Here is a 13,043-nt window from a genome sequence, read left to right on the forward strand (position 1 = left end):
ATGCGCGGAAAGATAAGGAGTGTGCATAAGTATGACCAAAGGGTATCAAATGCCTGCTGGCTTTCTTTGGGGTGGCGCTGTGGCTGCCCACCAAGTCGAAGGTGCTTGGCAAGCCGGCGGCAAAGGCGTGAGTATTGCCGATGTGATGCGCGCCGGTGCTAAGGATGTGACGCGTCAAGTGGATGCGCAGCCCACTGGTGATGCGGTTTATCCTAATCACTGGGGGATCGATTTTTTCCATACGTATCGAGATGATATCAAGTTGTTTGCGGAAATGGGGTTCAAGTGTTTTCGCACGAGTATTGCGTGGACGCGGATCTTTCCCAATGGGGATGAGGCATTGCCCAATGAGGAAGGCTTAAAGTTTTATGATGACTTGTTTGCCGCTTGCCAGCAATATGGGATCGAACCGATCGTAACCTTGTCGCATTTTGAAATGCCTTTACACTTAGTGACCGCAGATGGCGGCTTTCGCAGCCGCAAAGTGGTCGCGGCGTTTTTGAAGTTTGCACAAGTGTGCTTTGAGCGCTACCACGACACCGTCAAGTATTGGATGACTTTCAATGAAATCAATAATCAAGCCATGTGGCGTGATCCGCATCCGTTGTTGCAAAATTCGGGGTTGCAGTTGGACGACTCGGAAAATTCGGAAGAAGCGATGTTTCAAGCCGCGCATTTAGAATTAGTCGCTTCCGCCAAAGCGGTCAGCTTAGCGCACTTGATCGACCCCACGCTGCAAGTGGGGGCCATGATCGCCATGACGCCGATTTATCCGCTCAGCGCCAAGCCAAAAGATGTCTTGATGGCAGAACGTGCGATGCGATATCGTTATTACTATGGCGATGTCCAAGCATTAGGGACCTATCCTGCGTGGCTGAAGCGCTATTGGGCGCGTAAAGGCTACGCGATCGAGATCACGGCAGCAGATGCGACGGCGTTAAAAAATGGCACCGTGGATTATGTCGGGTTCAGTTACTACAACTCATTGGCCACCGAATATTCAGCAGACAATCCGGATTACGATTATGATGAAGCGCGCTCAGTCGTGCCCAACCCTTATGTGCCGCGTTCTGATTGGGGCTGGCAGATCGATCCAGTGGGGTTGCGGTATGGGATGAATTGGATGACAGCGCGCTGGCACAAACCGTTATTTGTGGTTGAAAACGGCTATGGCGCGTATGATACCGTGGTAGATGGGCAGATCCATGATGATTATCGGATCGCCTACTTGCGCGATCATATTTTAGAAATGGAAAAAGCGGTCGTTGAAGACGGCATCGAATTACTTGGTTACACGCCTTGGAGTGCGATCGATATTATCTCAGCATCTACTGGCGAAATGAAAAAGCGGTATGGGTTGATCTATGTCGATCAAGACGATCAAGGGCGTGGCAGCGGCAAGCGTTTGAAGAAAGATTCGTTTGCCTGGTATCAACGCGTGATCGCCTCCAATGGCGAGCAGCTTTAACCATGCTAAAAACCCGTAAGCCAGCTTTGCCGGCTTACGGGTTTTAGCATGCGGTTAGTGTTTGAACGCCATGGTGGCTTGAACTGCAGCTTGCCAGCCGGCGTACAAGCGACTGCGGCGATCAGCCGGCATTTGGGGGATGAACCGTTTAGCGGGTGCGGCGATTTGTTGCAGTTCGTCGGTATTTTGCCAAAAGCCCACTGCCAGCCCCGCCAAGTAAGCTGCGCCCATGGCGGTGGTTTCTAAATTGGCCGCCCGTTCGATCGGGATGTTGAGGATGTCAGCTTGAAATTGCATCAAATAGTCATTTTTAGCGGCACCGCCGTCGACGCGCAACGCTGGGATCGTGATCCCAGTATCTTGATACATGGTTTCCACGACATCCCGGGTTTGGTAGGCCAGACTTTGTAAGGTCGCTTTGATGAAATCTTCTCGCGTCGTGCCGCGCGTGATGCCAAAGACAGCACCGCGCGCATCTGCGTCCCAATAAGGTGCACCTAAGCCCGTGAAGGCTGGGACGACATAGACTTCATCTTGGCTGTGCGAGCGTTTAGCAGCAATTTCAGAAGCCGGAGCGGATTCGATCAATTGCATGGCATCGCGCAACCACTGGATCGCACTGCCTGCGACAAAAATCGATCCTTCTAAAGCATAGTGAACGACGCCATCAAGACTATATCCGATCGTCGTCAGTAGGTTATTAGCGGACATGGTCGGTGTGGTACCCGTATTCATGACGATGAACGACCCAGTGCCATAAGTATTTTTGACCATGCCAGGCGCTAAGGCCAGCTGGCCAAACAACGCCGCTTGTTGATCACCAGCCATGCCGGCGATCGGCACACCAGAACCGTAAAAGTGGTAGTCAGCAGTTTGACCATAGATCTCGGAATTGCTGCGCACTTCAGGCAGCATCACTTTGGGGATGTTCAAAGCGGCTAAGATCTCATCATCCCATTGCAGGGTGTGGATGTTAAACAACATGGTGCGGCTGGCGTTGGTGTAGTCTGTAATGTGAAAAGCGCCGCCAGAAAGCTTCCAAGACAACCAGGTATCGATGGTCCCAAAAAGCAGCTCGCCTTTTTCTGCGCGCTGTTGCGCCCCAGGGACATGATCGAGGATCCAGCGGATCTTGGTCGCGGAAAAATACGGATCGATCAACAACCCGGTTTTTTCGTGGATCATGGTGTTCAGCCCGGCGTCGCGTAGTGCATTGGCAATGTCATTGGTTTGCCGCGATTGCCAAACGATCGCATTGTAAATCGGCAAGCCGGTGGCTTTGTCCCAGATCACCGTGGTTTCGCGCTGGTTGGTGATCCCCACGCCGCGAATCTGGCCAGGTTGGATGTGGGAGTCGATAAAGGCGGTGGCGATCGTAGATAAAACGGCATTCCAGATCTCATTGGCGTTATGTTCGACCCAGCCGGGTTGCGGAAAATACTGGGGAAATTCACGCTGAGCATCTGCGACTTTTTGCCCGTTGTGATCAATGATCAAAGTCCGCGTACTGGTGGTGCCTTCGTCGATCGCGAGGATATATTCAGCTGCCATAATTGCCCTCCTTGATAGCGGTTACTGCTTTTTCATTTTAGCTGTTTTCGCCACGAGGGTAAACTCCTACCATTGTTGGGTGGCGAAATCAGCCATTAGTCCCATGGCGTATACCAAAATGATTGCTAGGCTGAGGATAAGGGAGGGAGCGGCGATGAAAAAGTGGCAAAAGCGGTTATTGACGATCGGGTTAAGTATCGGGTTGGCCTTGGGTATTTCACCATGGCTGACGCGCAATCAAACTACAGCGGCGGCTGCGGCATTAGATTATGCCAACCCGGTGGTGCCGGTGACGACCGTCTATGTCGATCCGGCAGTGCCTGAGGTGCAATGGCACGCAAACAATCACGGCGGCTTAGATTATACTTATGCGGTGATGAGTTATGATGCTACCGGCAGCGGGCGCAAGCTCATGCTGCATGTCTCAGACGCCCCGTTGCCAACCGGGACGCCACTGGCGGTTAAGATCAAAGGCCAAACCGTGCTGAGCTGGGAGTCAGTTTCTGCTAACAAGACGCCAAAACTCGCGCGCCAACGCCTCTCCCTTAAACCGTGAGTATCGCAAAAAATCAGCGGGCACGTCATATCGACGCGCCCGCTTTATTAGGTGGAAAACTAGATCATGAAATCTAAGATTCCCCAACCAAGTAAGGCTAAGATCGCTAGACCCAAGAAATTCAAAGCAGAAAAACCAAGGAAGAATTTGCCGGAATCTTTATTGCCCCAGTTGGTATATTCTTTGAAGACTAGGAGATTGCACATCGAACCAACGACGGTGCCAAGGCCGCCAATGTTTGAGCCTAAGAATAAAGCTTCTTGGAAATTGGTAAACTTGGCGATCAACACCGTGGAAGGCACGTTGGAGATGATCTGGCTGGAGAAGATGCTGGTCAAGAACACGGAATGCTCAGTTGCCACCAGCCCGGAGATCAAGCTGACGACCCAAGGCAGCTGTCGCAAGACGCTGACGATCATGAAGAACCCGCCGAAAGTCAACACGATCCCGTAATCGACGTCCAACAAGATCTTGCGGTTGTAGGCAAAAGCCAAGGTGAGGGCACATATCGCCCCGACCCAAGAAGGGATAAATTCCAGTACCCCGCCAAAAATGATCAGCGCCACAATGATGGTGACAATGGTCGGCCGAGTTTGGATGCGAATGTCTTGAGCAGGGACGTTAGGCAACGGGGTCTTTTTAATGAAGAAGATAAAGATCGTCATTAAAATCAAGCTTGCGATCAATAGCGGGATCGACCAGGTGAAAAACGTTCCCACTTTAATGCCGTAATGGTTCATCAAAAAAATGTTATGGGTATTCCCAAACGGGGTAAATGCACTCCCGAAATTTGCGCCCATGCCGATCAATGTCACCGGCAAGATCTCCGGCAGCGAAAACTTCTTGGCGATGCGCAAATATAATGGCACTAAAGTCAAAACGGTGACATCATTCGTTAAGAACATACCAGCCCCGACGGCCAATACCACAAACATCCAAGTGAGCTGGCGGTTGCTGGTGGCGCGACTCGTCAGCCGGTAGGCAAAATAATCAAGGATATGTAGATACTCGAATATCTGGATGACGGTCATCATCCCGAGAATCGAAAACAACGTGGAAAAGTTGATATCTGCTAGTCGTGGCCTGGCAAAGAACAGACTGAGCACTACCAAAGCCGCGGTGATTTGGAACACGCGGTCTTTGACAATGTTTTTAATTACGGTCATGAATTAACCCTCTCCAAAATTGACTCAACATTCCTATTTTGCGCTAAAACCGCAACGGAGACAACCGGCCTAATGTAAAACTCTCGTAAAGATGGGGCAGGATTTTTTACATTGAAGACATTTCCCGGGAAATACGCGTCAGCCAAGGTATACTGAATGGATGAAGGGGTGAAGACATGACGATCAAGATCATTGGGGTTGGAAAGTTAAAAGAAAAGTACTTTAAAGATGGCATCGCGGAATATAAAAAGCGCCTTGGCGCGTTTGCCAAGGTGGAATTAGTTGAAGTGCCAGACGAAAAAGCGCCAGAATCGCTTTCAGCAGCGGAAATGGCCCAAGTCAAGGCAGTTGAAGGCCAGCGCATCTTGGCCAAGGTCAAACCGCGTGATTGGGTGATTGCCTTGGCAATCGAAGGCAAGCAACGGTCATCAGAAGCCTTTGCCAAAGAGTTGCAAGAGCTCGAAACTTATGGCCATTCGGATATCACCTTCGTGATCGGCGGCTCTTTGGGCTTAGCGCCAGAGGTGATGAAACGGGCAGATAATACATTGAGTTTCGGCTTGTTGACGATGCCACATCAGCTGATGCGGTTGGTCTTGATCGAGCAGGTCTACCGCGCATTTATGATCAATGCGGGCAGGCCGTATCACAAGTGATGCGGTTTACCAAATTAAGTCATACAAAAGTATCCGATATGGTCGTTAGTAATACAGTTGAATTTTGGAGGAAAAAAATACCGCTTGCTCAATATTTTGAGCAAGCGGTATTTGGTATGTAGTGAAGAAGTATTCAGTAGTTGAGTTGAATTCTGGAGCTTATTTGTTCGCCTCGGGAAATTGCTGAGTCGTATAGATGTGATCTAGTTTGTCACCGTCTTTATAGATGCTGTATGGTTGGCCGGTTCGATTGATCCAAGTAATGATCGCGGAGATTCGTCCAAGTAGGAAATACTGGTTGTAGTCATCACCAATGACAGAAGCAAAGAGGTCAGTGAAACATTTAGTGATCACTTCGTCGAACTCTGAATCGTTTTGCTGGATGACAATCGTGTTGTGGAAAGATTGTTTGTAAATCTCGTTGAAAAGTAAGAATGGGTGATCAAGTAAATTCTGACGCCAAGAGGTGTTGATTGTAATTGAACTCTCGAATATTTCTGTAAGTAAGGCATACTTGTCGGCATAGTATAAGTAGAGTGTGTTTCTGTGGATCATCGCTTCTTTAGCAATCATGTTGACGGTAATTTTACTGAAAGGAACTTGCTGTATTAATGAATTCAACGCGCGTTGGATTTCTCGTTTGGTGCGAATACTGCGCTTATCAGGCATGTTTTCACCTCATTTTCACGAATGTGTAGTACTACTGTGCATTGTATCATATTTATCCATTTACGCAGTCACGCAATTCAATTAACCTAAACTTTGTTGTTTTCATAATTTTCTGAAAACGAAATTTAATCTTGAGAATATATGATGTTAGGAGTAAAAATGAAAAAATCATATGAAGATATTCATGGGAAAAAATATAATCGTTGGCTGATCTTGTTCGTAGTCGTTTTAATTGCCTTTGCCGGTACGATCATGCAGACTTCGTTAAGCACAGCACTGCCAACGCTGATGAAGTCGTTTGATATCAGCATGAGCACTGCTCAGACTGCGACCACGTATTATTTGTTGGTCAATGGGATTATTGTGCCATTATCTGCGGTATTTCTGACCCGGGTGCCAACGAAGCGATTATATCTTATTCTCGGCATTACGCAGCTTGTTGGTATCATAATGACTTACTTTTCACCCAATTCATCATGGGGATTCTTCATTGCCGGTCGAATCATCACGGCCTTAGCAGTTGGCATCTTATCGTCGACCATGGCAGTCATTGTCATGAATATTTTCTCGAGTAAAGAACTGGGCACCGCAATTGGACTGACGGGTTTGGCATTAGGACTTGCGCCAGCCGTGGGACCGACACTAACTGGTTGGATTCTCAGTAAATCGCATGTTATCTTTGGACTCACAGTTTCTTCGTCATGGCGCTCGATGTTTCTGCCTTCGTTGCTGGTAACTGCGCTTTGTGTGGTATTGATTCCATTTGTGATGCATGATGTCGTTGAAAATCATCGACAAAAAATTGATTTCGTGTCAGTACTGCTTTCGACCATTGGGTTTGGTTTTTTTATTACCGGTTTCTCAAATGTTGCTGACAAGGGCTGGGGAGATCTGAGTGTCATTTTACCGGTGATTATTGGTGTTGTTTTCATTGGTTTGTTCGCATGGCGTCAATTACGCATGGATGATCCATTACTTGATGTTCGTCTATTTTTGAATTCGCGCTTCACCGTAGCGACTGTTGGCACTCTGTTGGTTACCATGGCGATGTATGGCGTTGAAATGATGCTCCCCACGTACTTACAGAATGTGCGAGGTATGTCGCCACTAAACTCTGGGATGACATTGTTTTTCGGTGCTTTAATGATGGGGGTCATGGCACCAATTGCAGGTAATTTGGCTGATAAATATGGGGTAAAAAAACTTGCCTTAACTGGATTTTTCATTTTGGCGATTGGGACGTTACCGTTTGCATTTATCAGTGCCACCACACCGACATTACTGATCAAGGTAATGTATGCGGTACGCATGATCGGGATCGCAACGGCGTTGATGCCACTGACCACTGCAGCCATGACGGCAGTGGCAGTGGAGCACTCAACCCATGCCTCAACGATCAACAACACAGCGCGTCAGATTTCCTCATCAATTGCGGTGGCCGTGTTGACTTCTTTGACTCAAAATACCACCACCAATGCACTGCCACAGCATGCATTGAAAATCGCAGATCCACTGGCTTATGGTGCTAAGTCAATTACCGCTGCGGTATCCGGTTTCCGCGTTTCATTCATCGCCGGATTAGTGTTGGCCATTTTGGGGTTTGTCTTTGTTTGTTTCATCAAGAAACAAACAAAATCTAATGACGTACAAATGGAGGTCGACTGAAGATTATCTATCTCATTTTTATTCTCACGATATTGGCTTTTGTCACAATTATTATGATCAAGTCGAAGACGTTGCGTGTGATTGCCAGTGGTATCTCTGTTGTGGGCTTGATCACAGCTGTCGGTTTCATGATCGGCAATCAAGAGTGGCACTGGGGCATGAAGCAGGAAACGTCGACTACGATGAGTACCAAGGTCTATTCTGCCTTGCCGATAGCAACGCCAAAGAATATTCTGATTTACCAAAATGTTGGAACAAACAGGCAACATCAGGTACTTGTTTTCCGCGATTCAAAGACTGAAAAGAAAGCAACCGCATATGCTAAGCCGGACGATGGTGATATATTGAAGGCGGACAAGACTACAGCAACCTATAAGCTCGCCAATACAACGGCACCCAAGCTGACGGTAAGGACTACATACTGGGTGTACACGTCTAAGCTGATGAACACTGTCTTTCACTACTCCGGTAATGGGAAAAAGTTTGTTTCAAAGTCGACTTTTTTGACGTTACCTAAATCTTCTTGGCAGGTGATGACTAAGAGACAGGTCAAAGATTATCAACAGCAATTGGTTGAATTGGCTAAGGTACAAGCAATGAAGGCTTCTCAAGGTGAAACAAGTGCAGTAATTAATCACCAATACAATGCAGAAAGTATGGAGATAAACTACGAGTGTATTTTTGAAAACAGGAATAGAGGTCTTCCATATTTGCTGTTTTTCATCAGTTAGTTCCATCATTGGCGAAAATCTTGGGATAAGGCTGAATACTGGGTGTTACTGGTATTTTGACTGAATCAACGTTTAATACTCAGTATAGAGTGCCACAACCGACGTAAAATCGGTTGTGGCACTTTATTTTTTCATGCGAGGAGGGGAAGCATAAGTACAAATGTAAGTCGTAGTGTAGAATTAACCGCAGGATTGTCTGTTACAGTAGTCCATATCACAAGTGAGGCGGTTAATTAAAGTGACCGCAGGTGAGGATTGCTTGACCGCAGGCGTTGTATCAAAGGTCTATTGAGTCGAAAAGAAGCATGAAGACCAGTCTGTGACGATGACATTGATAAACGTATGCAACCTGTTTCGTTTAGGAAACCTGCATGATATAATCAAGTCATAGAAAAAGACGTCATGCGTCAACATGGCGTCCGTGCAGACCGTTAAAGACGGTTGGCATTTAATAGAAGTTGGTACTAGACCGTTAAACTCCCGCCAAGAAGTTTACTGACGGTCTTTTTGATTGCCAACGATTGCTTGAATGATGACGACCACTAATCCGATGAGTGACAAGACGAACCCGCCGAACATCAGCATTAGGGTCAACGCATCAGCAACAGTTACCAAAAGGTGCCTCCTTTCCTTAGAGTTTGGATGATGTACATAGGCACCACCTCGCAATGGATCAGATTTACCAACCGTTTTCAACTTTCTGCCTGAATAGTGTATCATGACAGGGTACTTTGAACATGGTATACACGTTATGGTTTATTAAAGAGTAGAGGGCAAACTGCGTGAATGATTGATACATTCGTCCGTATCACAAATAGTGAGGATGCTAGAGAGACTAGCGTGACGTGATCGCAGTCGAGACGTACGCTTAGGAGGTCAACCATGTTTGAGCAAACATTACGTCAGACCAGGCAACAACGCGGTATGACACAGCAACAACTGGCGGAGCGGATGTTTGTCTCTAGGCAAACCGTATCCAGTTGGGAAACTGGCCGGAACCTGCCTAACCTCGAGACGCTGGCTGGACTTGCTGAATTGTTGGACGTCTCGACGGATTACTTGTTGGGACGGCAGTCCAATGACGTCGAGAAGCAAAAGTTGGCCTGCTTGCCAACGGCGGTGGCGATTGCCGTCATTATCCGGTTGGTGATTCCAACAACTGCTGAGATGTTGGTATTGTCTGATGCCATGATTGTTAGCCTGCTGGTCATACTTGGCTGTGAACATAAGCCGATTAAGCAGCGATACACCCAGATTGCCTCGTTTACGGTGGGTTTGCTGATGGTTGCTATCGCATGGGGACAAATCTTTGGGATGGATGTTGGCAATCAGCTGGCCTATGTCGTCATTGGCGCGTTGTTGACGAGCGAATCCGCGTGGCTACTTTGCCAAGATCGATTCCGTTTGAGGAGTGGTCTCTTGAAAAATAAAGCTTGGTGGATCGCCAATGGGATGCTGGGGTTTCTAATCGCCAGTGGGGGCGTATGGATCCTGATTCGACACGTTGATGGGTCAGGACACATCGAAAATACGGGCTCTCGACTGCTGGCGTTAGGCGTATTAGGGGTGTTCACAGCAGGTATTGTGGTGGTTGAGTTGGTAATCTATGCCGTGATCAGGCGCGCTCGTCGCTTCCCACGGTAGGCGAGATTTTGATGGATTCATCAAGACGAATAGAATACGAAAAAGGAGTCGCGCTGTGCGGCTCCTTTTCACGTTCAATCGGGTCTCGTTTCAGTCGCGAACCGGCATCTTCTCTAAGAAACTGTAAAACTGGCGCTTGTCTGAGAAATCCGCCATGTATTGGCCGTTGAAGCCGGCCTTAGCACCGATCCAAGCCAATTCGTCGATCAGGCTTTCTTGCGGCGTCGGGAATGTGATCTTACCGTTGCTTGCCTTGATGCGGATATAATTCACGAGCCGATTGATCAGCGCTTCTGGATTTTTGGCGGTGTCGAGCTTCTGGTAGACCTGACGCAACACATCTGTGATGTCTAACAATTGCGGCGATTGATCCGGGCGCTGGGCCAGCAATGCGGATAATGCTGTAATGGCTTGTTTTGCCGAAGTAGTCGTTTGCTTTTGTGATTTGGTTGACATCTATCTCACCTCGCCTTCAGCGTAGGCGTGCCTCTACTACAATGCAAGCAGCACCAGCAGATCCGAGCCGCAACCAACAGTTGCCCTGCCGTTTAGTTGACAATGTTGCGGTGGCTTTGTAGCCTTGGCTGATGGGGAGTGACGTAAAATGTTGAAGATGGGTAAATTGATTCAGGAACAACGGCAGCGCCGTGGGTTATCGCAGAGTGACTTGGCCGCGCAGTTGCACGTTACCCGGCAGGCGGTGTCTAAGTGGGAGAACGACCAAAGTTATCCCGATGTCGACATGCTGGTGCAGCTGGCACAGATTTTTCAGTGCGACGTGCGGGTGTTGCTGGGACTGAAGCAGAAGATGCAGTGGCGCGGCCTGTTTCGCTGGCGTGCTGAAGACAAAGAGATCAAGTGGTACGCCGGGGGTGGTGAACGGCGACGGCTGGCGATCTCATGGCTAGTTGATATCATCGCGCTACTGCCGCCGGAACAGGCGCCGCTGAAGGCATTGCTGGCACAACAGTATCAGCGCCTGATGACCGACGGCACGTCGACGCCTTATGTGCTGATGTCATTAAATATGGAGGTGGCGTCACTGATGCACCATGAGCATTTTGTCTTACCGACGGAAGCTGAAGCGAGGTATCAACAGTTGTTGCGGCTGTCGAATATTCGTTACAGGTGACCATACTGGAAATATTTCCCGGGAAAAGCCGCGATCAAATTACTTTGACGGCGGCTCTTTTGATCGAGGCGATGACGGCCCAGCCCGCCTGTTTCAGCAGTAGAATCGACCTCAAAACCGCTTAACATCGTTGAGTCATGTCACCAGCGCTGGCGGGACACATGAAGGGTGCTTGCAAGCAAAGCGTGTGACACCAGGGATGAAAAGGCCTTGCGAGCAACCTAGGCGTCACGCTGGTGCAAGGCGTCATCGCCGATGCGAGTCAAGCGGCCATTAGATCCGCGATCCGCGGATAGTCGTTTTTCGTGTTCAAAACCCGTATGCCGTTTCCATGGTTGACTTGCTGACGTTGATCAAGAGATAATAATGATAGCGTTTTCACCGAAATCTGCGTACAATAGTGATTAAAGCGGCAGATAGGAGCGTTCAAAAATGTCCGATGCAGATTTGTTCTTACATTGTTTACGCGCGGAAGTGGCGCCAGCTACCGGCTGTACCGAGCCGATCGCGATCGCGTATGCGGCGGCTAACGCGCTGACCTACTTAGAAGATGACACGATTGAAGCTATTACGGTGCGCGTATCACCGAATGTGATGAAGAATACTATGGCGGTGATGGTGCCGGGTGTTGGTGAACCAGGGCTGGCGGTGGCTGCTGCTGCCGGGGCAGTGGCAGGAGATCCTGATGCCGGCTTAGATGTGATCGCCGCGATCACCATGGCACAAGTCGCTGCGATCAAGCAATTAGCCCATTCAGGCCGGGTCCATACCAGCATGGCCGCAGTGGCTGATGATCTGTATGTCGCGGTAAAAGTGACGACTCGTGCAGGGTGGGCACAGGTGGAAATTGCGGGCAGCCACACCAATATTTATCGTGTCGAAAAAAACGGCACACGGTTAATTGACCAGCCTAAGCCGGCAGCACATGCTCGTTCTGCGCAAAAAGCGGCCTTACAACAAGTCAGTTTACAGCGGATCTGGGATTTTGCCACGACGGTGCCGCTGGCGAAGATCACCTTCATGCAAGCCGCGGATAAACTGAATTGGGCCTTAGCAGAAGCTGGGTTAACGCAAGCTTATGGCTTAGGCGTCGGCCGTGCTTACTCACCAAAGCATGCGCTTGATGCTGAGGCTGATTTGGCAGCGCAGATCCAAGCTTATACGACTGCTGCCAGTGATGCGCGCATGGGTGGGGCTGCACTGCCGGCAATGAGTAATTCTGGTTCGGGGAATCAAGGTATCACTGCCACGATCCCGATCAGCGTGATCGCACGCGCTCAAAATGTTGACCAGGAACACTTGTTGCGGGCCTTGACGCTAAGTCATTTGACGGCACTGTATGCGCATGCTTATTTGCCGGTATTAGGGCCGTTTTGTGCGACGGATACCGCAGCAATGGGGGCGGCAGTAGGCAGCAGTTACTTGTTGGCATTGGGGTATGCTGGGGCGTGCAAGGCGGTGCGCAACATGGCCGGAGATGCGCCGGGAATGGTTTGCGATGGCGCCGGCGCATCATGTGCCTTGAAAGTCGGCACGGCAGTCAATTCCATGTATCGGGCGGTGCAGTTAGCCGCTCAAGATATCGTGGTGCCGGCAACCAATGGGCTGGTTTGCGCTGATGTCGATGAAACTATTCGCGGGATCGGTCATTTAGGGACCGTGGGCATGCAAGGAGTCGATGCGGCGGTGTTGAACGTCATGTTGAATAAGCAAGCACCACGCATCACGATCAAGCCGCGGTCTTGATCACGGCTATTGGGGTCAGGTCATGATCCCTTTTTTTGTCCCATATCTCAATTTATTAA

The 13,043-nt window shown here is 49.1% G+C and carries 13 protein-coding genes; 8 read left to right on the forward strand and 5 right to left on the reverse strand.

The genetic code is table 11. The features are described from left to right. The first annotated feature begins 31 nt into the window (after positions 1 to 31). Complete coding sequence (locus EKM91_RS05950; protein WP_125751271.1) at positions 32 to 1,468, forward strand: 6-phospho-beta-glucosidase; 1,437 nt, start codon at positions 32 to 34, stop codon at positions 1,466 to 1,468. Between the two features lie 54 nt (positions 1,469 to 1,522). Here EKM91_RS05950 and glpK read toward each other — a convergent pair whose 3' ends face one another. After that, positions 1,523 to 3,019, reverse strand: a complete 1,497-nt coding sequence (gene glpK / locus EKM91_RS05955) for a glycerol kinase GlpK (RefSeq protein WP_125751275.1) — start codon at positions 3,017 to 3,019, stop codon at positions 1,523 to 1,525. Positions 3,020 to 3,173: 154 nt separating this feature from the next. Here glpK and EKM91_RS05960 point away from each other — a divergent pair, with 154 nt between their 5' ends. After that, entirely contained in the window at positions 3,174 to 3,575 is a 402-nt protein-coding gene (locus EKM91_RS05960) for a YxeA family protein (RefSeq protein WP_164508477.1), read from the forward strand. A gap of 59 nt (positions 3,576 to 3,634) precedes the next feature. Here EKM91_RS05960 and EKM91_RS05965 read toward each other — a convergent pair whose 3' ends face one another. Continuing rightward, positions 3,635 to 4,741, reverse strand: coding sequence for an SLC13 family permease (locus EKM91_RS05965; protein ID WP_125751281.1), 1,107 nt, complete (start codon positions 4,739 to 4,741; stop codon positions 3,635 to 3,637). A gap of 176 nt (positions 4,742 to 4,917) precedes the next feature. On the opposite strand from EKM91_RS05965, the gene rlmH reads away from it, so the two are divergent. Further along, positions 4,918 to 5,397 carry a 23S rRNA (pseudouridine(1915)-N(3))-methyltransferase RlmH gene (rlmH, locus tag EKM91_RS05970; RefSeq protein ID WP_125751285.1) on the forward strand — a complete coding sequence of 160 codons (480 nt, stop codon included), beginning with the start codon at positions 4,918 to 4,920 and terminating at the stop codon, positions 5,395 to 5,397. A gap of 159 nt (positions 5,398 to 5,556) precedes the next feature. Here the strand turns inward: rlmH and EKM91_RS05975 are convergent, their stop codons facing one another. Beyond that, the gene (locus tag EKM91_RS05975) at positions 5,557 to 6,066 is read right to left on the reverse strand and encodes a TetR/AcrR family transcriptional regulator (RefSeq protein WP_125751288.1); all 510 of its coding nucleotides are present in this window, start codon (positions 6,064 to 6,066) and stop codon (positions 5,557 to 5,559) included. Between the two features lie 159 nt (positions 6,067 to 6,225). Between EKM91_RS05975 and EKM91_RS05980 the strand changes: the two genes are divergently transcribed. Together EKM91_RS05980 and EKM91_RS05985 are read left to right on the forward strand one after the other, a co-directional pair. Then, complete coding sequence (locus EKM91_RS05980; RefSeq protein ID WP_125751291.1) at positions 6,226 to 7,731, forward strand: DHA2 family efflux MFS transporter permease subunit; 1,506 nt, start codon at positions 6,226 to 6,228, stop codon at positions 7,729 to 7,731. 53 nt (positions 7,732 to 7,784) lie between these two features. Beyond that, the gene (locus EKM91_RS05985; protein WP_125751294.1) at positions 7,785 to 8,462 is read left to right on the forward strand and encodes a DUF4811 domain-containing protein; all 678 of its coding nucleotides are present in this window, start codon (positions 7,785 to 7,787) and stop codon (positions 8,460 to 8,462) included. Positions 8,463 to 8,954: 492 nt separating this feature from the next. Here the strand turns inward: EKM91_RS05985 and EKM91_RS14065 are convergent, their stop codons facing one another. After that, positions 8,955 to 9,077 carry a putative holin-like toxin gene (locus EKM91_RS14065; protein WP_225419455.1) on the reverse strand — a complete coding sequence of 41 codons (123 nt, stop codon included), beginning with the start codon at positions 9,075 to 9,077 and terminating at the stop codon, positions 8,955 to 8,957. A gap of 267 nt (positions 9,078 to 9,344) precedes the next feature. On the opposite strand from EKM91_RS14065, the gene EKM91_RS05995 reads away from it, so the two are divergent. Beyond that, on the forward strand, positions 9,345 to 10,106 hold the full coding sequence (locus EKM91_RS05995) for a DUF3923 family protein (RefSeq protein WP_125751301.1): 762 nt from the start codon (positions 9,345 to 9,347) through the stop codon (positions 10,104 to 10,106). A 90-nt stretch (positions 10,107 to 10,196) separates the two neighbouring features. Here EKM91_RS05995 and EKM91_RS06000 read toward each other — a convergent pair whose 3' ends face one another. Then, on the reverse strand, positions 10,197 to 10,562 hold the full coding sequence (locus EKM91_RS06000) for a bacteriocin immunity protein (protein WP_125751304.1): 366 nt from the start codon (positions 10,560 to 10,562) through the stop codon (positions 10,197 to 10,199). Positions 10,563 to 10,710: 148 nt separating this feature from the next. Between EKM91_RS06000 and EKM91_RS06005 the strand changes: the two genes are divergently transcribed. Together EKM91_RS06005 and EKM91_RS06010 are read left to right on the forward strand one after the other, a co-directional pair. Further along, positions 10,711 to 11,238 (forward strand): helix-turn-helix domain-containing protein, encoded by a 528-nt coding sequence (locus tag EKM91_RS06005; RefSeq protein WP_125751306.1) that lies wholly within the window; start codon positions 10,711 to 10,713, stop codon positions 11,236 to 11,238. Between the two features lie 432 nt (positions 11,239 to 11,670). Next, a complete protein-coding gene (locus EKM91_RS06010; RefSeq protein WP_125751309.1) occupies positions 11,671 to 12,984 on the forward strand; it encodes an L-cysteine desulfidase family protein in 1,314 nt (437 codons plus the stop codon). The last annotated feature ends 59 nt before the right edge of the window (positions 12,985 to 13,043 follow it).

Origin of the sequence: Lacticaseibacillus baoqingensis (assembly GCF_003946165.1) — a bacterium.
Classification (GTDB): Bacteria; Bacillota; Bacilli; order Lactobacillales; family Lactobacillaceae; genus Lacticaseibacillus; species Lacticaseibacillus baoqingensis.

Excerpts from the sequence above, each read along its gene's own strand:
- EKM91_RS06005 (WP_125751306.1), top strand. The coding sequence starts at position 10,711 with ATGTTGAAGATGGGTAAATTGATTCAGGAACAACGGCAGCGCCGTGGG.
- EKM91_RS05950 (WP_125751271.1), top strand. The coding sequence starts at position 32 with ATGACCAAAGGGTATCAAATGCCTGCTGGCTTTCTTTGGGGTGGCGCT.
- EKM91_RS05995 (WP_125751301.1), top strand. The coding sequence starts at position 9,345 with ATGTTTGAGCAAACATTACGTCAGACCAGGCAACAACGCGGTATGACA.
- EKM91_RS05960 (WP_164508477.1), top strand. The coding sequence starts at position 3,174 with ATGAAAAAGTGGCAAAAGCGGTTATTGACGATCGGGTTAAGTATCGGG.
- EKM91_RS05975 (WP_125751288.1), bottom strand. The coding sequence starts at position 6,066 with ATGCCTGATAAGCGCAGTATTCGCACCAAACGAGAAATCCAACGCGCG.
- EKM91_RS06000 (WP_125751304.1), bottom strand. The coding sequence starts at position 10,562 with ATGTCAACCAAATCACAAAAGCAAACGACTACTTCGGCAAAACAAGCC.
- EKM91_RS05965 (WP_125751281.1), bottom strand. The coding sequence starts at position 4,741 with ATGACCGTAATTAAAAACATTGTCAAAGACCGCGTGTTCCAAATCACC.
- glpK (WP_125751275.1), bottom strand. The coding sequence starts at position 3,019 with ATGGCAGCTGAATATATCCTCGCGATCGACGAAGGCACCACCAGTACG.
- EKM91_RS06010 (WP_125751309.1), top strand. The coding sequence starts at position 11,671 with ATGTCCGATGCAGATTTGTTCTTACATTGTTTACGCGCGGAAGTGGCG.
- EKM91_RS05985 (WP_125751294.1), top strand. The coding sequence starts at position 7,785 with ATGATCAAGTCGAAGACGTTGCGTGTGATTGCCAGTGGTATCTCTGTT.
- rlmH (WP_125751285.1), top strand. The coding sequence starts at position 4,918 with ATGACGATCAAGATCATTGGGGTTGGAAAGTTAAAAGAAAAGTACTTT.
- EKM91_RS05980 (WP_125751291.1), top strand. The coding sequence starts at position 6,226 with ATGAAAAAATCATATGAAGATATTCATGGGAAAAAATATAATCGTTGG.